Genomic DNA, 25,731 nt, shown 5'->3' on the forward strand with positions numbered 1-25,731 from the left:
GGGCACCGACAAACTGCTCCGCGCGGAATCTGGTGGGGGTGAACGCTGTCGGTTCCCACAGCGTTGGCTTCGGTTGTCGCTGGTCTGGTTTCGCTGCCGTCGTACGGAAGTGGCCTCGATGCGCAACGAGCTCGCATCGCCCGCGCGGCGCACTCGACCAGCGGGTGGACCGGGTCGCTCGGCGCACCCGACGGTCGAGCTAAAGCTGCAGCAGCGTAGCGAGTTCCGCGTTGATCGTATCGATCCGCTGTGCTGCGTCAACTCGCGGGATGTCGCCGGCCTCGTCGACAGCGAGGACCACTTCGATGTAGCACTTGAGTTTTGGTTCGGTGCCCGATGGGCGGATGATGACGCGGTCGTCGGCAGCCGTCCGGTAGAGCAGCCCATCCGTCGGCGGCAATCCCGCGTCACCCAACGCGAGGTCCGTGTACTGCACCACGGGCGAACCGGCCAGCGACACAATGCCGTTCGCTCTCAGCCGGGCTATGGCGTCGGCTATCAGCATTACATCGGCGACGCGGATACTGAGCTGACCGGTGGCGTACAACCCGTACAACCGGGCCAGGTGATCGAGTTGATCCTCGAGTGTCTTTCCCTCTGCGGCAAGCTCTTCGATGAGTGTCACGACGCGGACGGCGGCACCGATCCCGTCCTTGTCACGAACCGCCTTCGGGTCGGTGCAGTAGCCGATGGCCTCCTCATACCCGAACCGCAGGCCGGGGGTCCGGGCGATCCACTTGAATCCGGTGAGGGTTTGCGCCCACCGCAGTCCATGGGCGTCGGCGATTCGACCGAGCATCCGGCTCGAGACGATCGAACAGGCCAACACGTCCCCGGACCGCGACGAATCCTGGGCAGCCTGCTCCCCCAACAGCGCACCGAGCTCATCGCCGGTGAGCTGCCGCCAACTCCCATCGCGTTGTGGGATGGCCACCGAGCATCGGTCGGCGTCCGGGTCGAGGGCGATCACCACGTCGGCGGACACCTCGACGGCCAGCGCGAGCGCCAGGTCCAGTGCACCGGGCTCCTCGGGGTTGGGGAACGCCACGGTCGGGAAGGTCGGATCGGGTTCGAGCTGCGCCGGCACCGGATGGACGTCGGTGATGCCGGCATGATCGAAGACCCGCATGAGTGTGGCACCGCCGACGCCGTGCATGGCCGTCGTCACCACGCGCACCGACGACGACTCCGTCGACCGCCGGGCCATGGCGTTCAACGTGACGTAGGAACCCACTGCGTTCGGATCGAGAGGAACGATGCCTTCGGTGCTGCGTGTCACCTCGTCGGCGGGTGGTACCGCCGCAATGCGCGCGGCGATCTCCGCGTCGGCGGGCGGCACGATCTGCACCCCGGCTCCGTCGGCATCCGTGGCACGCCCTCCCAGGTACACCTTGTAACCGTTGTCGCCCGGCGGATTGTGCGATGCGGTGATCATGATCCCCGCTTCGGCGCCCGCCCCACGGACGGTGAATGCCGTAACCGGGGTCGGCAGTCGTTTCGGCAACGCAAGTGCTCGGAACCCGGCACCCGACAGAACCTCCAACGCGGCATCCATGAAGTCCGAAGAGCCCTCGCGGGCATCGCAACCCACCACCACGGTGATGTCGTCACCCACCGTGTCCATCAGGTAGCGCGCCAACCCGGCGGTCGCCCGGATGACCACGGCGACGTTCATCCGGGACTCACCGGCCCCCACCGCAGCACGGAGTCCGGCGGTACCGAACTCCAACGGTCCCTCGAATCGTGACGTCAGGTCTGCGAGCGCCGCGTCATCACCGGCCTGCGCGGCCATGATCAGAGTGGTCAGCTCCGTGCGGGTGGCCGCATCCGGGTCGTGCTCGACCCATTCCCGGGCCCGATCGATCAGCGCGCTCATTACATGGATTGTTCCACGGTGACGCGCTGCCTCGGATGCGGCCCGTCATCCCTGTGAAGAGATCGCCTCCGCGGCCAGCAACTCGGCCAACTCGGCCATGCTGTATGGCTCGCTCTCCGTGTGGTCACGGTAGGCGATGAAGGTCGGCTGCTGCGGATCGTAGCGGCCGATGAAACCGCCGGACGCGGTGAAGATCTGCCCGGTGATTCCCGCGGCGGCCGGACTGGCGAGGAAGGTGTATAGCGGCGCAACATATTCCGGAGGAGCCGGATCGAGGGCCGCATCGCGGGTGAAATCGTCGAGGATGCCCCGATCGTGCAGACTCTCGATGTGACGGACGTAGTCATCGCCGCTGGACAGCCGCGACTTCGCGCCCGGCATCACCACATTGATCCGCACCCCGAGCGGTTGCAGGTCACCCGCGGCTGCCAGCCCCAGAGCGTTGACCCCGCCTTTCGCCGCCGGGTAGCCGCTGCCACCGAAGGTCCCCAGCGACGCGGCCGATCCCGTGAGCACGATGGACCCCGAATGTTGTTCGGCGAACACCTTTCCCGCGGCCTGACAGATGTGGAAGGCGCTCATCAGGTGGGCGTCTATCTGCTCACGAAACTCGTCGGCCGAGATGGTGAGGACCGTCGACCCGGCGGGTTCGGCGATGCCGGCGCAATTGATGGCGATGTCGAGTGCACCGAACCCCGACAACGCCGCGTCGACCATCTTCTCCGCGACACCCGATTGCCCCGCGGAACCGCATACCCCGACCGCATAGCCACCGCCGCCGGTGATCTCGTCGACGGTGGCGGCCACCGCCTCCTCGTCACGTCCGTTGACGACCAGCGACACCCCTCGACCGGCCAGCGCATACGCCACCGCGAGACCGATTCCCCGTGTCGCACCGGCGATCACGGCGACCTGTCCGGCCATACCCACCCCCACCATCAGACGCCGCTGGCGACCGGGGTGATCGGAATAGACCGGCCCCGGTCGGTGAACGAGAAGTCGGCGCCGGAACTGAACCGCGCGATCGCCACCTCACCGGATTCCTTCTGCGCGTCACCACCGACGGTGTATCGCACCCGCAGACCGTCGTCGGTGGTCTCCGTCGCGCTGATCGTCCAATGTGGTTCCACCGCAACACCGATGGCCTGCAACGGCTCACAGTGATCGACGGTGAGCAGCGTGCACCATCCGCCATCGTGCGTCGCGGGTGAATCCGACGGGATGTCAACGATGACGTCGTCGCCGTCGATCGTTGCCGTGACACCGGTGTACTGCCGCGGCCCGAGGACCGGCACCAGGCGGATGACCTCGGCGAGGGCCTGGGCATCCGACCCCAGCCGCAGCGCCGACCGCAGCCGGTCCGCCGACAACCCTGCGATACCGGTGAACTGTTTGCGGTAGATCTCGGTGACCTGCTCGGCCGATTCGGCGTATCGCCGCAGACTGATCAGGAAGCCGAGCGCCAGCAGTTGGTGTTGCAGCGCAACCTCTTCGGCGATGCGCACCAGCGCCGAATGCGACCATTCGGCGAACTGCAGATCCTCGACCAGGGCGCCGCGATAATCGACGAGACCGTCGGCGGTCGCGTCGATCGGACTGAGTTCGAGCTGCGCGGCGTTGGTGGTGAACATCTGCTCCGCATCCACCGGGAGGGGGAGCTCCTCGCGATCGGGTTCAATCGTGACGGTCCACGCGCAGTGCGGATTTCGATCGATGGGCCGACGCGGCGGCCGGTGAATAGGCCGAATCCGGGCGCGTCGATTGGTGGCGATCGCGGTGGCGTCGAACGTCGGGTCCTCGATGTCGTGGCACATCGCGGTGACGTATTCGTCGCCGAGGGGTTCCACATCCATCAGTGCGCCACAATGGTCGAGGACGAACGATCCGTGGTACTTGTCGGTGATCTCGTACCGAAAGTCCATGAACTGTGGTGGGGCACCGATGTCGAGTTGCAGGCACTTGAACATGTCCTCGACGCCGTCACCGTCGATGCCGAGCGCGGTCCGCATCCGGTGGGTGTAGACGGGACTGGCGGCCATCCATTCCTCGATGGCCACCTTCGTCATCGTCTCGCGTCCGAAGGCACTGATCAGGTGCGCCATCCCGCTGCGGTCGATCAACTGCCCCGACAGCAACAGTTCCGGGACGAGTCCGGCGAGCTGGTCGCCGCTGAGATCTGAATACGAGTGGGCTGATTCGCTCATCTTCAGTGTGCTCGTCTCACCAGAACGGAACCGGGGCCTTGCCGAACGGATACCAGCCCGGCTGATCTCCGGTGGCCTTCTCGATGCGCTTGAGCATGCCGTCGCTCATAGCGTTGTTCTTCAGCATCTCGATGAACAGCGCCGACACGTTGCCGTAGTCGAAGAAGTCACGCTGCCAGGAGAATTGGAAGTTCCCGGCGTAGCGGAACCAGCTACCCTGAATCCCTTCGAGGGCGTACTGCCTACCGTCGTCGCGGGTGCCCTCGTACACCTGCTTCCACAGGCCGATCATCGATCCGGTCCGATCGTCGATCACCCACTCCTGGTAGGGATACTCCCAGCCCTCGAGACCTTCCATCTCCTGGCCGAGCGCGATCTCCCGGATCTCGTCGCGTCCGACGGCCATGAAGTCCTTGTCCGGTCCGTAGTTCCATCCGTAGGTGGCGTCCTCGGTGTAGAACTCCGCGAGGGGTTTCCAGTCGCCGGCCTTCTCCGCCACGACGTTGGCGTCGAGCCAGCGTTGCTTCATCTCTTCCAGTTCGGCACGATCAAAAGCCATGTTCTCGGTCCTCAATTCTGTCGTTCAGTCGTCTTCGACGATCCGCAAAGCTTGCGTGGGGCAATACATGACGGCGGCCTCCACCTCGGCACGCTGGTCCTCACCGGGATGCGCATCGAGGATCTCCACGTGATCCATCTGTGCCGCGAAGACCTTCGGGGCCTCCAGCTCACACATCCCATGCCCCTGGCACAGGTCGAGATCCACCTCGATGCGCATCATCACGCACCTGTCCGGTCGCGCCTGCGGTAGCGCACCCGGCAGGGTTGCGCCAACTGCACGACCATCTTGGAGTGGTCGTTGTGGTAGGACTCCGGCGGCTGGGCCATCTCGAACTCGTAGTTCTGGAACAGCACCGAGAAGATCGCCTTCAACTGCATGATCGCGAATTGTGCTCCCACACAACGGTGCCGGCCCGCACCGAACGGAATCCAGGTCCATCGGTTGACCAGATCCTCCTGACGTGGCTTCTCGTACCGGTCCGGATCGAACCGATCCGCATCCGGGAAGTCCTCGGGGATCCGATTGGAGACCGCGGGACTGACCGCGATCATCTGCCCCTTGGTGACCTCGAACTCCTCGATGTGAAAATCGTTCTGCACCAACCGCATCAAGATGATGAGTGGCGGATGTAGCCGCAGCGTCTCCTTGAGGGCGTCCTCCAGCTTCGGCATCTGCCGGGTGTGGGCGAAGGTGTACTCGGGGCGTTCACCGGCGGGCGTGTCACCGTAGATCTCGTCGAGCTCGGCGTATACCTGCGCCATGTACTCCGGGTTGCGCAGCAGTTCGATGAGTGTCCACGCGGCGGTGCCCTGCGTGGTGTGGTGCCCGGCGAACATCATCGAGATGAACATGCCGGTGATGGTGTTGGCGTCGAAACCCACCTGGACGAGCACGTCCATCAGGTCCCGATCCTCTTTGTTCTCGGTGGGGTTGGCGATCCGGTCGTTCATCACGCCCTGGATGAACTCGACGAGTTCGGCACGCGCGGCGTCGCGGCGGCGGAAGCTCTCGATGTCGGCGTGCATGTCGACGTAGGCGATCGGGTCGGTGCCCTTCTCCAGGTCGTGGAACAACTCCGACACGTGTTTGGTGAGTTGCTCACGGAACTTCCGCCCGATCAGGCAGGCCGACGACGTGTACAGCGTCAGTTCCCCGAAGAACTCGAGGAGGTCGATCTCGCCGTCCTCGCCCCAGTTCGCGATCATCCGTTCCGCCTCGTTGGGGATGGTGACCGCGTGCTGCTTCATGTGCGCGCCCTTGAGCGCCGAATTGTGGATCGCCTTCGACCGTTCCTCGGGGCTGGCGTCGAAGACGACGCCCTCACCGAACACCGGCGTCATGAAGGGGTAGGCGGCGGCCTGATCGAGATCCTCCTCCGGTGCCCGGAAGAACTCCTCGTTGGCGGCGGCGCCGGAGACGAGGACCACCTCACGGTCGGCGAGCTGGAACTGCCCGACGTCACCGCATTCCTCACGGACCCGCCAGAACAGGCCGATCGGATCGGTGGCGAGTTCATCGAGGTGGCCGTGTTCACCGTCGCCACCGGACACCCGCTTGGGTGTGGTCACCGTGGTCATTGGTCGGGTCCTTCCGATTGTGGGCTGCTGAGTTTGGTCTTGGGCACCGCCCCCTCGGCCTCCACCTCCACCGAGCGCATGTGCGCCCCCCGCGGCATGGTGACCATGGCGGCGACGGCCTGCGCGATGTGCTCGGGGGAAAGGAAATTGCCGTGCCGGGCGAGGCCGTGCTTGATCCAGTCGTTGAGCATGTCCTCGGTGGTCTTCGGGTCGAGGTTCATGCCCATGCCGGTGAGGGTCTGGCCGGGCCGGACGACTCCGGCCCGCACTCCGGTGCCCTCGAGTTCGAGTTGGATGGTCGCCACCAGGCCGTCGATGCCGGACTTGGCCGCGACATACGCCGACGACCATGGCCGCGGGTGGATCGCGACGTCGGATCCGATGAACACGATGTCGCCGCGGGTGCGGTCGATCATGCCGCCGACGACGGCCCGAAAGACGCGGTAGGCCCCGTTGAGGTGGATGTTGATCTGATCGGCGAAGTCCTCGGGGGTAATCTGATGTGACAGCCCGACGGCCAGATCACCTGCGCCGAGCACCGCGATCTCCAGATCCCCCAGTGCTGCTTGCGCTTTGGCGATGCAGTCGAGGACAGCGCCGTCGTCGGTGACGTCGAGCGGTACGGCGACGGCCTCACCGCCGGCAGCGGTGATCTTCTCTGCGAGTTCCTGCAGCTTCTCGACACGGCGTGCGGCCAGGGCCACGGGATATCCTGCGGCGGCGAGCCATTCGGCGGTCGCAGCTCCGATTCCGGAGGACGCACCGGCCACCAGGACCGGACGCCGGGCGGGATGAGGAATGAAGGCCATCAGCGCACCGTCACCTTCACGGGGAGTTCGGCGAAGCCGCGGACGTTGACCGAGTGCACGCGGACCGCCTTGTCGATGTCGATGTCGACGGAGGTGATCGAGCGGGCGACTGCCGCGAGTCCGATGTTGGCCTCCAGCCGGGCCAGATGCGCACCGAGGCAGAAGTGCGTTCCCATACCGAAACTCATCAGCGCCTGGCTGCAATCCCGGCCGATCCGGTAACTCGCCGCGTCGTCGAAGACGTCGTCGTCGCGATTGGCCGAGCCGACGAGCAGCAGAATCCGCTGTCCCGCGGGGATCGTGTGGTCGCCGTAGGTGACGTCGGCGGCCACCCGTCGCAGCACCATCTGGGTGGAGTTGTCATACCGCAGGGTCTCCTCGGTCCAGTCCGGAACGAGGTCGGCGTCGCCGATCACCTTGGCGAGTTCGCCCGGGTTCCGCCATGCCCAATACAGGGCGTTGGCAAGGAGTTTGGTGGTGGTCTCGTTGCCGGCGACCACCATCAGCACCATGAACCCGACGATCTCGTCCTCGGACAGGCTGGTCTTCTCACCGGTCTCGTCGTCGTCGATCTCGGCGGTGATGAGCGCGGAGACGAGGTCGTCGCCGAGTTTGGTCCGGCGTTCGGCGATGAGCGCGGTGTAGTACTTGTGCAATTCGATGTAGGCGTAGACGGCGGCCTCGGGGATGTCGAGGACGCCCTCTTCGCGGTGCAGCAACAGATCCGACTGCTGCCGCAGGAAGGCCCGGTCGCTCTCGGGTACGCCGAGGAGTTCGGAGACGACGTCCATCGGGAGAAGTCCGGCGAAGTCGGCGACGTAGTCGAATTCGCCGGACTCCAAGCACTTTTCCCAGTGCGCGTCGGTCAGCGCGGTGATCCGTTCGGACAGGTCGTTGACGCGCCGCGGGGTGAATCCCTTGCTGACCAGTTTGCGGATACGCATGTGCTTGGGATCGTCCATGGCGAGGAAGGACATCGACTTGTGCGCATCTGGGCCGTAGGACGAGGGGTCCATCGACACACCCCACGCGTTGGACAGATTCACCGAGTCGCGAAAGGCGCTGCGCACGTCGGCATGCCTGGCGAGCGCCCAGAAATCCTGCGTCTCGTTGTAGTACACCGGCGCGTCGGCGCGCAGCCGCGCATAGGTCGGATACGGATCTTCGTGGAAGTCGTAGGCATACGGATCGAAAGGGATTCGCTGCTCCATGCCGGCGACGGCGAGGTCGGTCATCGGATGTGCTCCATCATTGCGGCTGATTCTCCATCAGTAGGTGGGCTGCGGCGACAAGGCGATCGGAGGTCTGTTCGTAGCTGAGGTGTCCCATCCCGGCGTGGACGAGGCCACCGGCGTAGAGCATTTCGAGGGCGTCGACGACCGGCCCGGGATTCTCCGGGTCCACCTCGAGGGCGGCGGCGAGGCGTTGGCGGATGAAGCCACCGATGCGCAGCCGCAGGTGCTCGACGTCGGGATCGGTGCCGAGCAGTGCGACAGTGACCGCCCCGCCGAGTTGCCCCTCCCCCGCGACCACCAGCGAGACGTCGCGAAGGACCTGTGCCACGCGGTCTTTCGGCGCAACGGCCGGGTCCGGCTCGGCAACTCCCTGCGCCAGGCGGCGCCAGAACACCTCGGCCACCAGGTGACTCTTCGACGAAAAGTAGGTGTAGGCGGTCGCCGGCGCAACACCGGCACGTTTGGCGACCGCCCGGACCGTCAGCCCGTCGAAGCCCTCCTCGTTGAGCACCTCGACGGCCGCGTCGGTCAGTCGGGCAACCGTCTCGGCCTGCTGGGTGGTCAACCGTCGTCGGGTGGATTCCTGAGACACGGGGCTGGACATGTGACCGACGCTACACTAGGTTTGAACGTGAGTCCAGACACCTGTCCAGATGCCCTTCCAGTCATTGGAGCCCAGTTCATGACTCTCAGACCCGAGTCCGCGTCCGACCTCCTCGTCGACGGCAAGCTCATTCCCGGCGGCAGAGGCGTTTTCGACGTCGTCAACCCGGCCACTGAGGAGGTGATCGGCGCGGCCGCCGACGCCACCGCCGACGACATGGACGCGGCCATCGCTGCCGCTCGCCGCGCCTTCGACACCACCGAGTGGTCACGCGATCACGCGCTCCGCGCACGCTGCCTCCGACAACTCCGCGATGCCCTGCTCGGCCACGCCGACGAGTTCAAGGCCCTCACCACCGCGGAGGTCGGCGCACCCGCCTTCCTCACCGGCGGCCCCCAGTTCGAGGGACCGGCCACCGACCTCGGCTACTTCGCCGACCTTGCGGAGACCTATCAGTGGACACGCGACCTCGGCGAGGCCACGCCGATGGGACTGAAGAATCACCGGGAGGTGCGCAGTGAGGCGGTCGGTGTCGTCGGAGCGATCACCCCGTGGAACTTCCCGCACCAGATCAACTTCGCCAAGATCGGGCCGGCACTGGCCGCCGGGTGCACCGTGGTCCTCAAACCCGCACCCGACACACCATGGGCGGCGGCACTGGTCGGCAAGGTGATCGCCGAGGAGACCGACTTCCCGCCCGGCGTCATCAACATCGTCACCTCATCGGATCACGGCCTCGGAGCACAACTCGCCACCGATCCGCGCGTCGACCTCGTGTCCTTCACCGGTTCCACCGCGACCGGCAAGAAGGTGATGGAGGCGGCGTCGGCGACCCTGAAGAAGGTGTTCCTCGAACTCGGCGGCAAGTCGGCATTCATCGTCCTCGACGACGCCGACCTCAAGAGTGCCTGCGCGATGGCCGCTTTCGCCGTCGTCACCCACGCCGGTCAGGGCTGCGCGATCACCACCCGTCTGCTGGTACCCCGCACGCAACTCGACGAGGCGATCGCCGCCACCCGCGACGCGATGGCCGGTCTGCCCGCCGCCGACCCGTCCGATCCCGGAACCATCTGTGGCCCGCTGATCTCCGCGCGGCAACGCGAGCGCGTCGAGTCCTACATCGCGCTGGCCCGCGAGGAGGGCGGCACCATCGAGATCGGCGGCGGGCGTCCCGCCGCCCAGGAGAAGGGGTTCTTCGTCGAACCCACCCTCATCTCCGGCCTGGACAACTCCGCACGCGTCGCCCGGGAAGAGATCTTCGGGCCGGTGCTGGTGATCATCCCGTTCGACGATGACGACGACGCGATCCGCATCGCCAATGACTCACCCTACGGCCTCTCGGGCATGGTGTACGGCACAGACGAGGACCGGATCAACAAGGTGGTCAACGGAGTTCGCACCGGCACCATGGGCGTCAACGGCGGTATCTGGTATTCCGCCGACGTCCCCTTCGGCGGCTACAAGGCCTCCGGCATCGGTCGCGAGATGGGTGTCGCCGGCTTCGAGGAGTACCTCGAGACGAAGGCCGTCGCCCGGCCGGCGTGAGTCCGGTCTCCGAGACCCCCGCTGATCGAGAACCGCTTCCCCGCTGATCGAGCGCCGACGAGCTCGCGAGTCGGTGTATCGAGATCACCCCACCCAGAAAGAGAACCCATGACCTCCTCCCGTTTCACCGACAAGACCATGATCGTGACCGGCGCCGCCGGCGGCATCGGCGAAGCCTACGCCCGCGCCTTGGCCGGCGAGGGCGCCAACGTCGTCGTCGCCGACCTCAATGACGAGGCCGGCGAGAAGGTGGCCGCCGACATCGGTGGCCGCTATGTGCACACCGACGTCTCCGACCCGGAGTCGGCGAAAGCGCTGGCGCAGAGCACCGTCGACGCCTACGGCAGCATCGACGGTCTGGTCAACAACGCCGCCATCTACGGCGGTATGAAGCTCGACTTCCTCATCACCGTGCCGTGGGACTATTACAAGAAGTTCATGAGCATCAATCTCGACGGCGCGCTGAACGTCACCCGCGAGGTGTATCCGCACATGACGAACGGCAGCGCGATCGTCAACCAATCCTCCACCGCCGCATGGCTCTACAGCGGTTTCTACGGCCTGGCGAAGGTCGGCGTCAACGGTCTGACGCAGCAACTGGCCACCGAACTCGGCGGGCAGAACATCCGCGTCAACGCCATCGCACCCGGCCCGATCGACACCGAGGCCACGCGGACCACCACTCCCAAGGAGATGGTCGACGACATCGTGAACCGACTGCCGCTCAAGCGGTTCGGTACCCCCGAAGACCTGGTGGGGATGTGCCTGTTCCTGTTGAGCGATGAGGCGAGCTGGATCACCGGCCAGATCTTCAATGTCGACGGCGGACAGGTCATCCGGTCGTGAGCGCTGCACAACTCCCCGATGCACCGCGCATCGGATATGTGGGGCTGGGCAATATCGGTGCCCCGATGGCCGCTCGCCTGGCGAAGGCCCCGGGGGGCCTCACTGTGTTCGATCTCTCCGCAGACGCGGTCGGCAAGCTGGTTGATCAGGGGGCGCAGGCAGCGGATTCGCTTGCCGCACTGGCCGAGACCTCCGACATCATCGGCATCTGCGTCGTCACCGACGACCAGGTACGCACGGTGGTGGCCGGCGACGGTGGCCTGCTGTCGGCGGCGGCCCCCGGCTCCATCATCACCGTGCATTCGACGATCGGCCCGGATACCGCTGTGGAGCTGGCCGAAGTGTGCGCCGCCCAGGGGGTCACACTTCTCGATGCCCCGATCTCCGGTGGCGCGCCCGGCGCCGAACAGGGACGCCTCGCCATCATGGTGGGCGGACCACGCGACGCCTACACCGCAATCAAGGAACCGTTCTCCCTCACCGCGGACATGATCGTGCACGCCGGTGAGCAGGTCGGCGCCGGCACGAAGATGAAGCTGGCCCGGAATCTGTTGCACTTCATCTCGTTCACCGCGACCACCGAGGCATCCCGGTTGGCCGAGGCCGCGGGTATCGACATCGCCAAACTCGGAAAGGTGGTGCGCCACACCGATGCCATCACCGGAGGGGCCGGCGCGATCATGTTGCGCGACACGACCGCCGAGATCGAACCCGACGATTTCTGGTACGACGTCTTCACTCACGTGCGAACGTTGGGAGAGAAGGACCTGTCCCTGGCATTGGCCCTCGGCGCAGAACTCGGTGTCGAGCTGCCTCTCGGAACGCAGGCCTATCAGGATCTGGCACGCGGTCTCGGCGTGCCACATCACGAAGGAGAGTGAGTCATGACCAGCACCGACAGCCCGCAGGCAACAGCGACACAGACCGAGCAGCGCCGTCGTGGCCTGGACATGATGACCCAGGTGTACGGCTGGGAGATGTCCGACGGCCCGGGACTGCATTTCGCGCATACCGCCGATCAGCTGTTCGCCGAGGTGTGGACGCGTGAGGGCCTGTCCATCCGCGACCGCCGGCTGATCCTGCTCGGTGCGCTGGCAGCCGGCGGGCAGGTCGACGTCGCGGAGATCCAGGCGGGTGCCGCTCTCGGCAACGAGGAACTCACCCCGGAGCAACTCGAGGAGATCGCCCTGTTCCTCTGCTACTACGTCGGTTGGCCGATCGGCACCAAGATGAACATGATGTTCGGCGAGGTGATCAAGCGGCACCGCAAGGCCACCGCGAAAGCCGCGGCCGATCAGTAGGGCTGACGGTTACGATCGAGTACATGACTGCCACGTCCGCACCGACGCAGGTCACCTTCACCGAGCTCACCGGAGGAGGCGGCCACAACATCCTGTCGGCCAATCCCGGCCCGGATCTTTCGGCAGCGGGTTACACCGAAACCGAGTATTCCGCATCGGGTCTGGCCCGACGGTTCGTCGCCGACGACGCTGACCTCCGAGAGGTGGACACCGCGCAGTTCGCCACACGAGTGCTGGTGCGTCGCCCGCAGCACGATGCCGACTTCAACGGACACGTCGTCGTCGAATGGTTCAACGTGTCCAGCGGAACCGACTCCGCACCCGAATACACCTACCTGGCACCGGAGATCGTCCGTTCCGGCTATGCCTGGGTGGGGGTGTCGGCGCAGTACGCCGGTGTCGAGGGCGGTGCCGGATCGGTGGGCATGGACGACGGATCGGCACCGCAGCGCCTGGCCGACAAGTTTCCTGAACGCTATGCCGCGCTGCATCACCCGGGCGACGGGTACAGCTACGACATCTTCGGCGCGATCGGCGCCGCACTCGCCGATGCCGACGTGCAGGGACATCCGTTGACCGGGTTATCGGTTCGTCGGCTGCTTGCCGCCGGGGAATCCCAGTCGGCGATGGCCTTGACCACCTATACTAATCACTTTGCGCATCGACACAACGTATTTCACGGCATCCTGATCCACAGTCGTTCGCTGGGTACGTTGCCCCTGGGCGATGCGGGCGGTCCGGTGGACATCACCGAGGCCTACCTCGGTGTTCCCGTACCGATCTCTGCTGATGTCGAGGTACCGGTCTTCGTCGTCCAGACCGAGACCGACGTCCTGACGAACTTCCAGTATGTGCAAGCGCGGCAGCCGGATTCGACGCGTTTCCGCGCCTGGGAGGTCGCCGGCACATCACATGCCGATATCGCGCAGATCGGCGAGTACGAATCGATGCTGGGATGTCCGGCGCCGGTGAACCGCGGCCAGCAACGCTTTGTGTTACGGGCAGCGCTGCACCATCTGCGCGAATGGCTGAGCGAGGAGTCCGAACCTCCGGTCGCCACACCACTTCTCGTCGTCGACTCCGGCGACGGCATGCGCTTTGAACTCGACACCATCGGCAACGCACGCGACGGTGTGCGAACACCGTGCGTCGACGTGCCGACGCAGATCCTCAGTGGCGTCGTGACCGCCGACGTGCCGCGGATCTGTGTCCTCTTCGGCATCACCACTCCCCTGCCACCCACCGTGATCGCCGGGTTGTACACCGGTGACACCGACTACGTGCAGCGGTACGCCGCGGCCGCGGACGCAGCGATCGCAGCGGGCTTCATCCTGCCCGCCGATCGCGACGAACTGCTCGCCGACGCCCGCACCGATCTCGTGGTGGACGCGGAAGCGTTCCGCTGAGCGGGGGATCCTTGCGCTGATCGAGTGCACGCATCCCCGCCGGTCGGGCGCACGCAATCTTCGCCGGTCGAACACACGCAACCCCCGCTGGCCGAGTGCCGACGAGCTTGCGAGTCGGTGTATCCACTGCGCCGAGCTCGTCGAGGTCGAGGCCACGCCCGCAACCCAACAGCGAAACCAGCCTGATACCAACCGAACACAGCTCGGACGATACCGACTTCGTTCATCCCCAACCGATTCCGCGCCGAAGAAACTTGTCGGTGGTCGTCGCTACACTTGAGTCAGTTCAGTTGGAGCGACCGAGCAGAGGGGGTGAACATGATGGCCGACACCACAATTCGCACGACTGCCGCGCCGGAGTTGTCGATGACCGCCGCCGACGCGGCCATGATCGATCACCTCCCTGCCGAGCAGGCCACCGCTCTGGCCCGATCGTTGCAGCGCCAGGAACGACAACTGATCGCCCGGAAGGTGCTCTCCGCAGCCCGGATCGGGCACACCGTGTACGACGAGATGCTGCTCTCGGGCCACATGACCAACGTGCACACCACCGGTGGCGTCGACAAAGCCGCCACCGGCACGGTATCCACCGCGCTGGGAGTATCGGTGCCGCAAGCCACCGCGTGGATGACGCTGAGCTTCCTGCTGTCGACACTCCCGACGGTGACCGCAGCATTCCTGGCCGGTGACCAGTCGCTGGAACGTATCCGCATCATCGCCGACGAGATCGTCGTCCTATCCGATGACGATGTCCGCGCGTTCGCCGAAACCCGAGCACTGCAACTCGCGATGCGCAATCAGGCGGACACGACATTGCGGGATCAGGTCGCCGAAATGGTGATCGCCCTGGATCCCGACGGTGCCGCCGACCGTCGCGAACAGGCCGCCGCTCGGGATCAGAATGTGCGGGTCCGGCGGGACACCAACGGGCATTGCAGCATCTCGGTCTACGCCCCCGGCGAGGTGGGTGCGCATCTGGCAGCGCGGATCGCGACGATGATCAGTCAGCGGATCTGCCCGCGTGATCGGCGTCGCCGCGGTCAGATGCAGGTCGCGGCATTCGCCGAAATCCAAGGCCTACCCGGCGCGTACCTGTCGTGTGAATGCGGGCGGGGTGACTGCTCGCGGGCGATCCCGTTGCCGGAAGAACCCAGTGGCCTGACCGACCTCGACATCGATGTCGACGGCGGCGCGGCTGATCCGTTCGATGTTGAAGCCGAGTGCGGTGAGGCTGATGAGACCACCGAACCCGAGACGACCGACGATCCCCAGACGGTCACCGACGGCGACGCTGACCGTGACGACGCTGACGGTGCGGCAACAAATACCGTCGAGCCGCAACCCGACACAGACACCGACACAGACACCGACAGTGATTCGCAGTTGTCGCTGTCGTTGATCACCGACCCATCCGGGCAGCGGGAAGCCCGGCTGGAATACTTCGGCGTGATTGACGAAGCTCACGCCCGAACGCTGATCAATTCGGGACAGCTGGTCACCGTCACCGAGTTTCCCACCCTGGACATACCCACCATCAGGACCACCACGTCGCTGGATCGGATACCGGCGGCGTGGCGTCGTCTCGACGACCCGTTCCCCGCAACCCCGATCGACCCCACCGGACACGGCGGCTATCTCCTCCCACCACCGGGTGCGTTGACATATCGGATACCAGCCTGGTTGCGGGAGAAGATCATCGAATTGGACGGCACCTGCCGGTACCCGCAGTGCGGTCGGCCGGCCAGTGACTGCCAGATCGATCACCTGGTGAAATTCGTGCACCAAGATCCGATCACCGGTGGCTGGACGGTGGAATTCAACCTGATGCCGCTGTGCACGCCGGACCACCAACGAAAACACATGGGATTGTTGCTGCCCACCATGCTCGCCGATCGGGCGGTCATCTGGCGCGACCCCGCCACCGGGGAAACCATCACCACCTATCCCCGGTAGGCCATTACCGTCAGGTGATGCTGCGCTGCAGTTGGTTTCCGACTCCAGGTTGCGGAGGTGGCCGCGATACACCGACTCGCAAAGCTCGTCGGCACTCGACCAGCGGGAGGGTGACCGCTCGACGGCGAGACGGTGCGGCTCGTCAGGAGAGAACCTTCGGGTACCCGCGAGCTCAGGTCAGGAAGCTGTCGACGGCACGGTGAATGTCTCGGGACATGGCATGGCCGACGTGACTTCCGTGGTACCAGTGCACTTTTCCGCCCCAGTGGGCGTGGAGGCGTCGTGCTGCGCCCAGTGAGGTGACGCGGTCGTTGAGGGCCGCGATCACCAGGCGACGATCGGGCGTGGGGTACGGGTCCACCGACAGGGGGTCGATGACGGAAGTGACGGCGGTCACCGGGTCCGAACGCATCAGGGCCGCCAGGTCGCGGCCGCGGGGACCGGCCCGCTCCATGTGATGGGCAAGGGTGCCGTGGACGTCGAGCATCGGCACCACGGCGACGACACCCGACACGCGGGGCTCCAGCGAGGCCACCAGCGCGGCGATCGGTCCGCCCAATGATGTACCGGACAGCACGATCTCACTCGGATCCCACTGCGAGATCCATTGGATCAAGGCGCGGATCTCGGTGACCGCGCGAACCGTGAGCAGCACATTGACCAACGGATCCAGGCCCGGATACGCCACGGAACGACGTCGGCGGACACCGTGCGCCGGGAGGACCGGAAACGCGACGTCGTAGCCGAGCTGCCCGTACAGGTGAGCGGCCCGGAAGGCGTAGAGATCATCGGATCGACCTTGCGCGGCACCGTGCACCCAGATCAGCCACCGACCACCACTCCGACTCCGGCTGAGCACCCGCGCCGAACTGTAGGTTCCCGCATAGGGATCGACGTCGGAAACCGAGGCCGGCAGGAAGCCGTCGACCAGATAGTCGACATGATCAAACCGTGTGGTCCCGAACATCTTCCGGGTCTGCGATGCGATCCGCGGAACGCGCGGACGCTGATGAATACCTTCCACGCCCAGCCCGGCCAGTTCGGGCGCAACCGCCGCACACCGCTCGACGTATCCCTCGATCGTCTCCGTGGACGGGATCTCGCGGATCACGGAGTTGATGGCGATGAAGATCTCGTCGAGCGCGGTCTCACCGATGGCCCGCGCCCCGGCCGACGTTGGTGGAACCCCCGCGGTGACATCACCGCGGCCGGCGTGACGGGCGCTCGCTATCGCGCGGGGCAACACCCCGGCGAAGAGACCGAGACGTGCAGCCCCCGTGGACCAGTCGATCAACGATCGCCCCGAACCAGATCGCCGCCGAGCAGACCGCGATCGGACAGGGCCGTGTGCACCTCGTAGAGGGAGTCGGCGACGCGTCGCAGGAACCGGTGTGGATCGGGCATCGACTCCGGCGTGGCGATCAGCCCCATCGACAACGTACCGGCGTAACTGTAGGTGGTCAGGTTGACATCTGCGGGTGCGATGGCGAGGGCAAAGGAGATCCAGTTGATCACCTCTACGTCGCCGACCCATCGGGTCCGACGCGGTCCAGGCATGTTCGCCGTCGTGATGGTGTTCATGATGCGTGGCGCCCGGTGCGCGGCGAGGTTCCGGAAGGTCGGTGCCAGGCGACCGGTGTACGTCGACATCCGGTCGATCATCTCGAAGCCCACCTTCTTGCGCCGACCGACCGCCGCGGCACAACTGTCGGCGGTGGCGGTGATCCGCTCCACCGGATCGGCGATGTCGGTGCGCATATACGCTGCGGCAGTGGCTATCTCATTGCCCCAGGTCCGTGTCGACGCGAGATCGCGGCACACCCCGAACACGGTGACCGACCGGTGCGTCAGATCATCTCCGCGATCGGCCAGTTCGGACCGCATGGCGCCGGCGATGATGCCGTGCAGGGCACCGTTGACGGTGGTACCCAGCGCAACCGCGACACGTTGGACGTCGGCCAGCGGGATTCCGCCACTCGCACAGACGCGTTCACCGCCCGACGGCGTGTTGAAACTGGTCCGCCGCACGGTCAGGGGTCGTGGAATATGTTCGGCGGCCTCGGTATCAGCGGCCGTGCGGGCCGCACGCGCGAAGGTGGAGAGAACCTGCGGTATCGCGGCCAGCAGACTCCGCGATTCCCGACGTGCACTGCGGGTGAGGTCGGCTCGGCTCGGCAGGGCGTGCGGAGGGCGCACCGGGGCCACCTCGACGGCGCCACCCTCCTCCGACGTCGCGGCCATCAGAGTGTTGAGGGCGGCCAGACCGTCGGCGACGGCGTGATGGACCCGCACGACCACAGCCTGACGATCTCCGGCGAGACCGTGCACCAGGGTCAGCGCCCACAGTGCACGCGATCGATCCAGTTGGAGCACAGCGAGTTCCGACAGCGCCGCGTCGAGTTGTTCGGGCCCACCCGGAGCGGGGAGGAAGGTCTCGTCGAGGTGGTCGGCCACATCGAAGTCCTCGTCGGCGACCCAGAATGGACGAGCCTTACGCCCGGGTGCGCATTGCACCCGTTGGGTGGCGCGCGGGAACATGCCCAGGTAGTCGGGCAGGACGTCGATCAGTTCGCCCAGCGTCACCGGCCGACCGCGACGTCGCGTATCCAGGATCGCCACCTTCAGCGTGTGCATCGGGGTGGTCGGAGTCTCCATGTTGAACATCAGGGCGTCGGGCCCGCTGAAGCGTTCCATCGTCTCAACCCACCTTCCGTTCGCCCGCGGAATCCGGAACCATCTCGCCAAGAGACCGTTTCACCACTTTCCCGGTGGCATTGCGCGGCAATTCGGAGATGAAATACACATCCCGCGGCACCTTGAATCCGGCCAGGCGGTCACGCACGTGAGCCCGCAGATCGTCGGCGGTGACCATCGTGTCCGCGCTGACGAGACCTCCGCCGCGGCGGACCACATAGGCGGCCAGGCGTTGTCCGAAACGTTCGTCGTCGACGCCGACCACCGCGACCTCACCGACGCCCGAACATTCGGCGATGACCTGCTCGACCTCGAGCGGGTACACGTTCTCGCCGCCGGAGACGATCATCTCGTCGTCACGTCCCACCACGAACAATCGACCGTTCTCGTCGATCCGGCCCAGGTCGCCGGACACCATGTGCGCCCCGGCGAAATCCTTGGTGTCGTTGGTGGTGTAACCGTCGAAGGCCGAGGCACCGGCGACGACGATGCGCCCGATCTCACCGATGGCGACCTGCTGGTCGGCGTCGTCGAGGATGCGGACGTCGGTGCCGACCAGGGGCCGCCCGGCGGTGTCGGGTACGGCGCGCAGGTCGGCGGGTACGGCGGTGGAGATCAGGCCGGCCTCGGTGGCGTTGTAGCTGTTGTAGACGACGTCGCCGAAGCGATTCATGAAGGCCAGCAACGCATCCGGCCGCATCCGTGACCCGCTGGCGGTGACGAAACGCAAGGAGGACCCGGTGTATCGGTCGAGCACCTCGTCGGGCAGGTCCATGATCCGTTCGAGCATCACCGGCACCACGGCCAGTCCGGTGGCGCGGTGACGGTCGACGAGGTCGAGGGTGGCCTCCGGGTCGAAGCGGCGGCGCATCACCATGGTGGCGCTCAGCGTGGCCGCGATGGCGACCTGCCCGAATCCCCACGCGTGGAATATGGGAGCGGCGATTACGGTGGGTTCGCCTGCGCGCCACGGGATGCGGTCGAGGATCGCGGCGAGCGAGACCACGTCGGTGCTGCCGCCACGACGAGCCCCCTTGGGAGCGCCCGTGGTTCCCGAGGTGAGCAGCACGACGCGGCCGGCGCGCGGCGGTGCGGGCACCCGTCGCCCGGCATGATCGGCGATCACCGATTCGACGGTGCCGACGGCCTGCGGAATCGGTTCGACGTCGGGGTCGTCGACCCAGGCCCGCAGACAGCGAAGCCGTGGCAGTCGGGCGGCGGCGGAACCGACGAGTTCACGGAACTCGTCGTCGACGATGAGCAGGTCGGCGCCCTCCCTTTCCAGGACCTCGGCGAACTGGGGTCCGGCGAAACCCGTATTGAGCAGAATGGCGTCGGCGCCGAGTCGCGATGTGGCAGCGAGGGATTCGACGAGACCGGCGTGGTTGCGACACATGATGGCCACCCGCGCAGGCCGGTCTGGGCGACGCGGCCCGATGAGCTCACCCAAGCCGGCGGCCAGTGCGTCGGCGCGTCGGTCGAGTTGGCCCCAGGTGAGTGAGCCCGCCTCGTCGATGATGGCGAACCGGTCCGGGGTGCGGGCGGCGGCCAGCCCGATGCCGCTGACCGGCGACGGACCGCCGTGCCTCCGCAGGTTCAGGCCCATCCGGACGTACCGGTCGGGGCTGGTGAGGCTCAGGAACCCGCTGCGCAGCAGGACCCCGATCAGCCAGACTAGGGAACGAAGACGGTCGAGGATCGCGGTCATGGTGGTATCCAGGAAGAGTCAGCCGAGCACGGGAAATCGGCGCTTGCGGGCGAGGTCGTCGAGGGCGTGTTGCATGTGTTTGCGGATCATCTGATCGACCTCGGCGATGTCCGGGTCGGTCCCGAACTCGGCGCGGATGTCGATGGGGTCGAGGACGCGTGTGGTCATCTTGGATGGCAGCGGGACGTTCGCCGGTAGTCCGGCGGTGAGTCCGAAGGGAAAGCCGAGCGACAACGGCGCGCCCTTGATGCGCAACAGTTTGTCCAGGCGCAGCAGTGTGGCCAGCCCTTCGCCCCGGGTGAGGAACCACTGGGTCTCCTGCGCGCCGATGGTGACGATCGGGACGATCGGCACGTCGGCCTGCAGAGCGGTCCGGATGTAGCCGGTGCGGCCGCCGAAGTCGATCTTGGCGTCGTCGCGACTCGGTCGCATCACATCCCAGTCACCACCGGGGAAGACCAGCGTCGCAGCACCCGATTCCAGTGCGGCGACCGCGTTGCGCGGATGGGCGCGCAGGAAGCCGAACTTGCTCAGCAGCGCACCGCCACCGACCTGGAACAAGATGTCGTGGGCGAGGGTGTAGAGCGGCCGCGCGGGCCCGAAGTGATCGGCGAAGGCCACCGTGATCAACGGCACATCGAACGCCAGCAGGCCGCCCGAATGATTGGAGATCAGCAGCGCCCCACCGTCGGGTACCTTCTCCATCCCCTGGACATCCGACCGGAAGTATCCCTTGGAGATCAGCGACAGCAGGGGCATCGCGTGGCGCACCCAGGTCTCATCCCACTCCATGGTCGCCTCCTTGCATTTCCCAGAACTAGAACACGTTCTAGATGTAAATTAGAACACGTTCTAGACGATCTTGCCAGTTCGTCCCACTCGCACACCTCCGGGAGCGGCGCCATGCAGTTCACCCTCGAGGACATCTCCGATGCCGAGATCGCCCGCCGCCGCGGCGTCTACGAGCCGTTGACCGAGTCGGTCCGCGAACTCATCGATGCCGCCATCCGCACCGAGGTTCCCGACGAGGTGATCGGCGAGGCGCGTCGACGGATCGACGAGGTCGTGGCGATGTTGCGGGCCGAACAGATCGACGGCCCGTACGGCGTGCGTTACACCCCCGACTTCATCGGAATGCCGTGGGGTAACGCCGTCATCGGTGTCCGCAACGCGATAGCGCCACCGCTGCGCACCCGGTTCCATGACAACGAAGTGTCGGCGGAGTTCGCCCTCGGCGCGGCCTACGAGGGCCCGGACCATCACGTTCACGGCGGTGTGTGCGCGATGATCCTCGATCACGTGCTCGGCGAGGGCGCCAGCCTCGACAACGTGCCCTGCTACACCGGCACCATCACGGTGCGCTACCTGCGCCCCACGCCCCTCGGCACGCTGACAGCATGCGCGTCCATCGTCGCCCGTGACGGCCGCAAGAAGATCGTCCGCGGCACTCTCTCCGACGCCGACGGCGTGACCGTGGAGGCCGAGGGCGTGTTCATCGAACCCCGGGACTGGTCGGGGCAGATGCCGCGAAGAGCCGACAAGTACGTCGACGAGGGGCACTGAACGATGCGCGCCGCGGTGATCTTGGACAAGGAGAGCTGAACGATGCGCGCCGCGGTGATCTCCAACGGAACCTTCCAGGTCGATGACGTCGCCGATCCGGAACCGGGTGTCGGCGAACTGGTGCTCCGGGTGGCCGCGACCGGCATCTGCGGATCGGATCTCTCGACGGCGCCGTTTCTCCCCGACGGCACGATCATGGGTCACGAGTTCGCGGGCGAGGTGGTGGCCACCGGACCGGGGCTGACCGACTGGTTGGGTGCTCCGGTGGCGTCGATGCCGGTGATCGGTTGTCGCTCCTGCCGCGCCTGCCTCGTCGGAGACGTCGCCCGGTGCCCGGCGGCGCGAACTCTCGGTCTGGGCGTCCTCGCCGGGTCCTTGGCGGAGTTCGTGCTGGTCGGGGCGGCCGAGAGCGTACGACTGGATCGGCTGCCCGGGGCGCGCGAGGTGGCGGGGGTTGAAGCAGGCCTGGGCGATGCAGCGCTCACCGAGCCACTGGCGGTCGGCTTGCATGCGGTGACCCGCGCATCCATCACGCCCGGCGATCGGGTGCTGGTGATCGGCGCGGGACCGGTGGGTTTGGCCGCGTTGGCCTGGTTGTCGCGGTCGTGTGCCGGCGAGATCGTCTGCAGCGATCCGGTACCCGAACGTCTCGTCGCCGCCTCCGACCTCGGCGCCACGTCGACCACCACTCCCGACGCGGTGTCGGCGTTCGAACCCTTCGACGTGGTGATCGAATGTGTCGGCAAGCCCGGCATCATCGCCACCGCACTGGAGTACGTCGCACCCGGCGGGCGGATCGTCGTCGCCGGGGTGTGCCTGACGCCGGATGAGTTTATGCCGGTCGCGGCCGTGGTCAAAGAGGTGTCGATGCACTTCGTCTCCTACTACACCAAGAACGAATTCGTCACGGCTGCAACGTCGGTCATGAATGGTTCGATCGATCCGGGTTTGTTCGTCAGTCGCACCGCGGGACTCGACGACCTCACCGAGATCTTTGCGACGCTCAGTGCACCCAAGAAGGAACGCAAGGTTCTGATTCGGCCCTGAGTCGACGCGCGGTAGCGTCGACTCATGGACAGCGACGTTCACCCCGATCGGCCGATCCCCGATCCTCCGGCACCGTTCAGCGACTCCGAGATCGAACAGATACGCGCGGTCTGGCAGGGATTGGGGCTGCCCGGCCTGATCGACGTCCACACCCACTTCATGCCGCGATCGGTGATGGACAAGGTCTGGGCCTACTTCGACTCCGCCGGACCGCTCATCGGGCGGGAGTGGCCGATCACCTACCGCGCCGACGAGGACGTACGGGTGGCGACGCTGCAGTCCTTCGGGGTGCGTGCGTACTCGTCGCTGGTATACCCGCACAAACCAAATATGGCGGAGTGGCTCAACGGGTGGGCCGCCGACTTCGCCACCCATCACCCCGACTGCCTGCACACCGCGACGTTCTATCCCGAGGAGTCGGCCACCGGATATGTCTCGAAGGCAATCGCCGCGGGCGCACGAGTGTTCAAGTGCCACATCCAGGTCGGCGACTTCTCCGCCCTCGATCCACTGCTCGACGGAGTGTGGTCGCAGCTGGCCGACTCTCAGGTGCCGGTGATCACCCACTGCGGAAGTGGCCCGGCACCAGGACGATTCACCGGTCCGGAACCCATTGCCGCTCTGCTGAAACGCTTTCCGTCGCTACCACTGATCGTCGCCCACATGGGGACACCGGAGTACCCCGAATTCCTGCACCTGGCAGAGCAATACGAGAACGTTCGGCTCGACACCACGATGTCGTTCACCGACTTCTCCGAAGAAGATGCACCGTACCCGCCGGACCTGCGCCCCAGGCTGCGTGACATCGGCTCGAAGATTCTGTTCGGCAGCGACTTCCCGAACATTCCCTACACCTACACCCACGCCCTCGAGGCCGTCATCCGACTCGACCTCGGCGACGAATGGGTGCGCGGGGTGCTCTACCAGAACGCCGCGGAGGTGTTCGGGATCGGCGCGTGAGGGGGCCGATCCCGCCTCGCTCCGCAATTCTTGACGACGGGGTTCGGCCGGCCTGAGGCCCGTGTCACCTTCCTCCAGCGACAAACATGGCCACTCGCACGCCATCTCAGTACTCCGCCCTGGACCGGCTACGACGGCGGGTGCCGAGCATGTACCGCCGGGATGCCTGGTGGGATGAGAAGCACCCATTGCCCAACGGCCTGGCGTATGACGATGTGCCGCAGGCATTTCAGACGATCACCCGCAGCCGGGACCGCACCTTGGAGTATCTGTTGGACGTGGGCGAGCTGCGGCCGGGCGAGAACGTCCCTGACCATTGGTTCGACCTCGCAAGCGCGGGACGCGCCGGGGTACGACGCGCCGCGGAACGCGTGGTCGTTCGCCGAATCGGTGCTGTTGTAGTCGCGGCGACCTATCGGCACGCCGTTGGACGACGTGATGGCCGGACGCCTGATCAGCAGTTGCCTGCCGGTCGACTCGGCTCCGAAGTCCGCACAGAGGTTCGTCGTCGACGCGCGTCAACCGCGCGCCGCGATCCGCGCCTGCACCTCAGGACGACGTAGCGGCGGCACCGTCTTCGGCGGCTGCCGCCGCTCGGGTAGTTCGGCGAGCAGTTCCCGGGTGGCCGCGGCGACGGCGGTCACCGTCGCCTCGAAGATCTCCGCATTCGCCGCCGAGGGAGCCCGGATGCCGCTGACCTTGCGCACGTACTGACGCGCGGCCGCCTCGATCTCGTCGTGGGTGGCCGGTGGTTCCAACCCGCGCAATTCGGTGATGTTGCGGCACATGGGCACTCCTCGGGGGTCTCGATACGTCTCCTCGCTTCGCTCGTGGACCACTCGGACCAGCGAGGAGAGCGGGCTCAGTCGGCGATGTGGACGACCGCTTTGCCCAGGATCCGCCCCTGCGCCAGATCCGTCAACGCCTCGGGGAGTTGATCGAGGGTGTAGGTGGTGTTGACCTGCGGACTCATACCCGCCGCGATCATCTCAGTGAGCTCGTCGTGCAGTAGTTCCGGGACGCCGGGGTGGGTGCGGACGTACTCGCCCCACGCCGCGCCGACGACGGCGATGTTGCGGAAGAGGACGCGGTTGAGTTTGACGGTGGGGATGCCGCCGGCGGCGAACCCGATCACCACGTACCGGCCGTCGGGGGAGACCTGGCGCAGCGCCTCGTCGAAGACATCGCCGCCGGACGGATCGATCATCACGTCGACGCCCTCGGGTGCGATCTCCTTGAGCTTGGCACCCCAGCCTTCCTCGAGTTGCACGATCTCGTCGGCGCCGGCGCCCCGCAGTAATTCCTCGGCTCCCTTGCGGTGCACGATGGCTATCACCTTGGCGCCCATGGCCTTTGCCACCATGATCGACGCGGTGCCGACGCCACCGGCGGCGCCGAGCACGCCCACCACCTCGCCGGGTGCGGTCTGCGCGCGAACCTTCAGCGCGAAGAGCGCGGTCTGGTAGTTGATGCCCATCGCGGCACCCTGATCGAAGCTCAGACCCTCGGGCAGCGGCAGGAGTTGCTCGGGAGCGGCGACGACCTGTTCGGCGAACCCACCCACGACGGACGCGACGAGGACCTTGTCGCCGGCCTTCACCGACGACTCCTCGGGTGCACTGCGCACCACTCCGGCGACCTCGGTGCCCGGGGTGAACGGGGTGGGTATGCGCAACTGGTACTTGCCCTGGCTCATCAGCAGGTCGGGGAAGCAGATCCCGCACGATTTGATGTCGACGAGCACCTGGCCATCGGCGGGTGTCGGGTCGGCGACGTCGGTGAGTTCGAGAGCTGACGGACCGTTCTCTGCGGTGAGTACCTGAGCTTTCATGGCAGCCACA

Annotated in this window: 24 protein-coding genes; 9 read left to right on the top strand and 15 right to left on the bottom strand. The window is 66.2% G+C overall.

The window, feature by feature from the left end; all coding sequences use genetic code 11:
• Positions 1–199: 199 nt before the first annotated feature.
• Genes ACWDPV_RS00570 through ACWDPV_RS00610 form a run of 9 tightly spaced genes read right to left on the bottom strand, consistent with a single transcriptional unit; the run spans position 200 to position 8,867 of the window.
• Positions 200–1,876, bottom strand: a complete 1,677-nt coding sequence (locus tag ACWDPV_RS00570) for a phospho-sugar mutase (RefSeq protein WP_449741335.1) — start codon at positions 1,874–1,876, stop codon at positions 200–202.
• A 45-nt stretch (positions 1,877–1,921) separates the two neighbouring features.
• The gene (locus ACWDPV_RS00575; protein WP_449741336.1) at positions 1,922–2,800 is read right to left on the bottom strand and encodes an SDR family NAD(P)-dependent oxidoreductase; all 879 of its coding nucleotides are present in this window, start codon (positions 2,798–2,800) and stop codon (positions 1,922–1,924) included.
• A gap of 14 nt (positions 2,801–2,814) precedes the next feature.
• Positions 2,815–4,080: a hypothetical protein gene (locus tag ACWDPV_RS00580; protein ID WP_449741337.1), complete on the bottom strand. Its 1,266-nt coding sequence runs from the start codon at positions 4,078–4,080 to the stop codon at positions 2,815–2,817.
• Positions 4,081–4,096: 16 nt separating this feature from the next.
• The gene (locus tag ACWDPV_RS00585) at positions 4,097–4,639 is read right to left on the bottom strand and encodes a nuclear transport factor 2 family protein (RefSeq protein WP_449741338.1); all 543 of its coding nucleotides are present in this window, start codon (positions 4,637–4,639) and stop codon (positions 4,097–4,099) included.
• A gap of 24 nt (positions 4,640–4,663) precedes the next feature.
• The gene (locus ACWDPV_RS00590) at positions 4,664–4,858 is read right to left on the bottom strand and encodes a ferredoxin (RefSeq protein ID WP_348806829.1); all 195 of its coding nucleotides are present in this window, start codon (positions 4,856–4,858) and stop codon (positions 4,664–4,666) included.
• Positions 4,859–4,860: 2 nt separating this feature from the next.
• Complete coding sequence (locus ACWDPV_RS00595) at positions 4,861–6,219, bottom strand: cytochrome P450 (protein WP_449741339.1); 1,359 nt, start codon at positions 6,217–6,219, stop codon at positions 4,861–4,863.
• On the bottom strand, positions 6,216–7,028 hold the full coding sequence (locus ACWDPV_RS00600; RefSeq protein ID WP_348806800.1) for an SDR family oxidoreductase: 813 nt from the start codon (positions 7,026–7,028) through the stop codon (positions 6,216–6,218). Before ACWDPV_RS00600 ends, ACWDPV_RS00595 begins: the two co-directional genes overlap by 4 nt.
• Positions 7,028–8,263 carry a cytochrome P450 gene (locus ACWDPV_RS00605; protein ID WP_449741340.1) on the bottom strand — a complete coding sequence of 412 codons (1,236 nt, stop codon included), beginning with the start codon at positions 8,261–8,263 and terminating at the stop codon, positions 7,028–7,030. Before ACWDPV_RS00605 ends, ACWDPV_RS00600 begins: the two co-directional genes overlap by 1 nt.
• Positions 8,264–8,276: 13 nt before the next feature.
• Positions 8,277–8,867 (bottom strand): TetR/AcrR family transcriptional regulator, encoded by a 591-nt coding sequence (locus ACWDPV_RS00610; RefSeq protein ID WP_449741341.1) that lies wholly within the window; start codon positions 8,865–8,867, stop codon positions 8,277–8,279.
• A 78-nt stretch (positions 8,868–8,945) separates the two neighbouring features.
• Here ACWDPV_RS00610 and ACWDPV_RS00615 point away from each other — a divergent pair, with 78 nt between their 5' ends.
• The 6 genes from ACWDPV_RS00615 (at position 8,946) to ACWDPV_RS00640 (ending at position 15,918) form a co-directional block, all read left to right on the top strand.
• Positions 8,946–10,412 (top strand): aldehyde dehydrogenase, encoded by a 1,467-nt coding sequence (locus tag ACWDPV_RS00615; RefSeq protein WP_449741342.1) that lies wholly within the window; start codon positions 8,946–8,948, stop codon positions 10,410–10,412.
• 108 nt (positions 10,413–10,520) lie between these two features.
• Positions 10,521–11,258 carry an SDR family oxidoreductase gene (locus ACWDPV_RS00620; protein WP_449741343.1) on the top strand — a complete coding sequence of 246 codons (738 nt, stop codon included), beginning with the start codon at positions 10,521–10,523 and terminating at the stop codon, positions 11,256–11,258.
• Positions 11,255–12,139 carry an NAD(P)-dependent oxidoreductase gene (locus ACWDPV_RS00625; protein ID WP_449741344.1) on the top strand — a complete coding sequence of 295 codons (885 nt, stop codon included), beginning with the start codon at positions 11,255–11,257 and terminating at the stop codon, positions 12,137–12,139. The genes ACWDPV_RS00620 and ACWDPV_RS00625 overlap by 4 nt, the downstream gene beginning before the upstream one ends.
• 3 nt (positions 12,140–12,142) lie before the next feature.
• The gene (locus tag ACWDPV_RS00630; RefSeq protein WP_449741345.1) at positions 12,143–12,559 is read left to right on the top strand and encodes a carboxymuconolactone decarboxylase family protein; all 417 of its coding nucleotides are present in this window, start codon (positions 12,143–12,145) and stop codon (positions 12,557–12,559) included.
• Positions 12,560–12,582: 23 nt separating this feature from the next.
• Positions 12,583–13,965 carry an alpha/beta hydrolase domain-containing protein gene (locus ACWDPV_RS00635; protein WP_449741346.1) on the top strand — a complete coding sequence of 461 codons (1,383 nt, stop codon included), beginning with the start codon at positions 12,583–12,585 and terminating at the stop codon, positions 13,963–13,965.
• A gap of 318 nt (positions 13,966–14,283) precedes the next feature.
• Positions 14,284–15,918, top strand: a complete 1,635-nt coding sequence (locus ACWDPV_RS00640; RefSeq protein WP_449741347.1) for an HNH endonuclease — start codon at positions 14,284–14,286, stop codon at positions 15,916–15,918.
• A 172-nt stretch (positions 15,919–16,090) separates the two neighbouring features.
• Here the strand turns inward: ACWDPV_RS00640 and ACWDPV_RS00645 are convergent, their stop codons facing one another.
• The 4 genes from ACWDPV_RS00645 to ACWDPV_RS00660 are packed head-to-tail and all read right to left on the bottom strand — an operon-like array spanning position 16,091 to position 21,112.
• Entirely contained in the window at positions 16,091–17,212 is a 1,122-nt protein-coding gene (locus tag ACWDPV_RS00645; protein WP_449741348.1) for an alpha/beta hydrolase family protein, read from the bottom strand.
• Positions 17,209–18,612, bottom strand: coding sequence for a wax ester/triacylglycerol synthase domain-containing protein (locus ACWDPV_RS00650; RefSeq protein ID WP_449741349.1), 1,404 nt, complete (start codon positions 18,610–18,612; stop codon positions 17,209–17,211). Before ACWDPV_RS00650 ends, ACWDPV_RS00645 begins: the two co-directional genes overlap by 4 nt.
• Positions 18,613–18,616: 4 nt before the next feature.
• The gene (locus tag ACWDPV_RS00655; RefSeq protein ID WP_449741350.1) at positions 18,617–20,320 is read right to left on the bottom strand and encodes an AMP-binding protein; all 1,704 of its coding nucleotides are present in this window, start codon (positions 20,318–20,320) and stop codon (positions 18,617–18,619) included.
• An 18-nt stretch (positions 20,321–20,338) separates the two neighbouring features.
• Positions 20,339–21,112 carry a lysophospholipid acyltransferase family protein gene (locus tag ACWDPV_RS00660; RefSeq protein ID WP_449741351.1) on the bottom strand — a complete coding sequence of 258 codons (774 nt, stop codon included), beginning with the start codon at positions 21,110–21,112 and terminating at the stop codon, positions 20,339–20,341.
• Between the two features lie 111 nt (positions 21,113–21,223).
• On the opposite strand from ACWDPV_RS00660, the gene ACWDPV_RS00665 reads away from it, so the two are divergent.
• From ACWDPV_RS00665 to ACWDPV_RS00675, 3 genes are read left to right on the top strand one after another with little or no spacing between them, the layout of a single operon-like run.
• Entirely contained in the window at positions 21,224–21,883 is a 660-nt protein-coding gene (locus tag ACWDPV_RS00665; protein ID WP_449741352.1) for a PaaI family thioesterase, read from the top strand.
• A 42-nt stretch (positions 21,884–21,925) separates the two neighbouring features.
• On the top strand, positions 21,926–22,930 hold the full coding sequence (locus ACWDPV_RS00670; RefSeq protein ID WP_449741353.1) for an alcohol dehydrogenase catalytic domain-containing protein: 1,005 nt from the start codon (positions 21,926–21,928) through the stop codon (positions 22,928–22,930).
• 24 nt (positions 22,931–22,954) lie between these two features.
• On the top strand, positions 22,955–23,890 hold the full coding sequence (locus tag ACWDPV_RS00675; RefSeq protein WP_449741354.1) for an amidohydrolase family protein: 936 nt from the start codon (positions 22,955–22,957) through the stop codon (positions 23,888–23,890).
• Positions 23,891–24,408: 518 nt separating this feature from the next.
• On the opposite strand, the gene ACWDPV_RS00680 is transcribed toward ACWDPV_RS00675, so the two are convergent.
• Together ACWDPV_RS00680 and ACWDPV_RS00685 are read right to left on the bottom strand one after the other, a co-directional pair.
• Positions 24,409–24,678 carry a DUF2277 domain-containing protein gene (locus ACWDPV_RS00680; RefSeq protein WP_449741355.1) on the bottom strand — a complete coding sequence of 90 codons (270 nt, stop codon included), beginning with the start codon at positions 24,676–24,678 and terminating at the stop codon, positions 24,409–24,411.
• Between the two features lie 74 nt (positions 24,679–24,752).
• Positions 24,753–25,721 (bottom strand): NADPH:quinone oxidoreductase family protein, encoded by a 969-nt coding sequence (locus ACWDPV_RS00685; protein WP_449741356.1) that lies wholly within the window; start codon positions 25,719–25,721, stop codon positions 24,753–24,755.
• Between the last annotated feature and the right edge of the window lie 10 nt (positions 25,722–25,731).

Source organism: Gordonia sp. NPDC003504, assembly GCF_053587995.1.

What these genes read in the sequence shown, in the direction of transcription:
- ACWDPV_RS00590 (WP_348806829.1), bottom strand. Translation starts at nt 4,858, where the DNA reads ATGCGCATCGAGGTGGATCTCGACCTGTGCCAGGGGCATGGGATGTGT.
- ACWDPV_RS00650 (WP_449741349.1), bottom strand. Translation starts at nt 18,612, where the DNA reads ATGGAACGCTTCAGCGGGCCCGACGCCCTGATGTTCAACATGGAGACT.
- ACWDPV_RS00660 (WP_449741351.1), bottom strand. Translation starts at nt 21,112, where the DNA reads ATGGAGTGGGATGAGACCTGGGTGCGCCACGCGATGCCCCTGCTGTCG.
- ACWDPV_RS00600 (WP_348806800.1), bottom strand. Translation starts at nt 7,028, where the DNA reads ATGGCCTTCATTCCTCATCCCGCCCGGCGTCCGGTCCTGGTGGCCGGT.
- ACWDPV_RS00615 (WP_449741342.1), top strand. Translation starts at nt 8,946, where the DNA reads ATGACTCTCAGACCCGAGTCCGCGTCCGACCTCCTCGTCGACGGCAAG.
- ACWDPV_RS00670 (WP_449741353.1), top strand. Translation starts at nt 21,926, where the DNA reads ATGCGCGCCGCGGTGATCTCCAACGGAACCTTCCAGGTCGATGACGTC.
- ACWDPV_RS00570 (WP_449741335.1), bottom strand. Translation starts at nt 1,876, where the DNA reads ATGAGCGCGCTGATCGATCGGGCCCGGGAATGGGTCGAGCACGACCCG.
- ACWDPV_RS00595 (WP_449741339.1), bottom strand. Translation starts at nt 6,219, where the DNA reads ATGACCACGGTGACCACACCCAAGCGGGTGTCCGGTGGCGACGGTGAA.
- ACWDPV_RS00620 (WP_449741343.1), top strand. Translation starts at nt 10,521, where the DNA reads ATGACCTCCTCCCGTTTCACCGACAAGACCATGATCGTGACCGGCGCC.
- ACWDPV_RS00630 (WP_449741345.1), top strand. Translation starts at nt 12,143, where the DNA reads ATGACCAGCACCGACAGCCCGCAGGCAACAGCGACACAGACCGAGCAG.
- ACWDPV_RS00585 (WP_449741338.1), bottom strand. Translation starts at nt 4,639, where the DNA reads ATGGCTTTTGATCGTGCCGAACTGGAAGAGATGAAGCAACGCTGGCTC.
- ACWDPV_RS00685 (WP_449741356.1), bottom strand. Translation starts at nt 25,721, where the DNA reads ATGAAAGCTCAGGTACTCACCGCAGAGAACGGTCCGTCAGCTCTCGAA.
- ACWDPV_RS00675 (WP_449741354.1), top strand. Translation starts at nt 22,955, where the DNA reads ATGGACAGCGACGTTCACCCCGATCGGCCGATCCCCGATCCTCCGGCA.
- ACWDPV_RS00665 (WP_449741352.1), top strand. Translation starts at nt 21,224, where the DNA reads ATGCAGTTCACCCTCGAGGACATCTCCGATGCCGAGATCGCCCGCCGC.
- ACWDPV_RS00580 (WP_449741337.1), bottom strand. Translation starts at nt 4,080, where the DNA reads ATGAGCGAATCAGCCCACTCGTATTCAGATCTCAGCGGCGACCAGCTC.
- ACWDPV_RS00605 (WP_449741340.1), bottom strand. Translation starts at nt 8,263, where the DNA reads ATGACCGACCTCGCCGTCGCCGGCATGGAGCAGCGAATCCCTTTCGAT.
- ACWDPV_RS00575 (WP_449741336.1), bottom strand. Translation starts at nt 2,800, where the DNA reads ATGGCCGGACAGGTCGCCGTGATCGCCGGTGCGACACGGGGAATCGGT.
- ACWDPV_RS00635 (WP_449741346.1), top strand. Translation starts at nt 12,583, where the DNA reads ATGACTGCCACGTCCGCACCGACGCAGGTCACCTTCACCGAGCTCACC.
- ACWDPV_RS00655 (WP_449741350.1), bottom strand. Translation starts at nt 20,320, where the DNA reads ATGACCGCGATCCTCGACCGTCTTCGTTCCCTAGTCTGGCTGATCGGG.
- ACWDPV_RS00610 (WP_449741341.1), bottom strand. Translation starts at nt 8,867, where the DNA reads ATGTCCAGCCCCGTGTCTCAGGAATCCACCCGACGACGGTTGACCACC.
- ACWDPV_RS00640 (WP_449741347.1), top strand. Translation starts at nt 14,284, where the DNA reads ATGATGGCCGACACCACAATTCGCACGACTGCCGCGCCGGAGTTGTCG.
- ACWDPV_RS00680 (WP_449741355.1), bottom strand. Translation starts at nt 24,678, where the DNA reads ATGTGCCGCAACATCACCGAATTGCGCGGGTTGGAACCACCGGCCACC.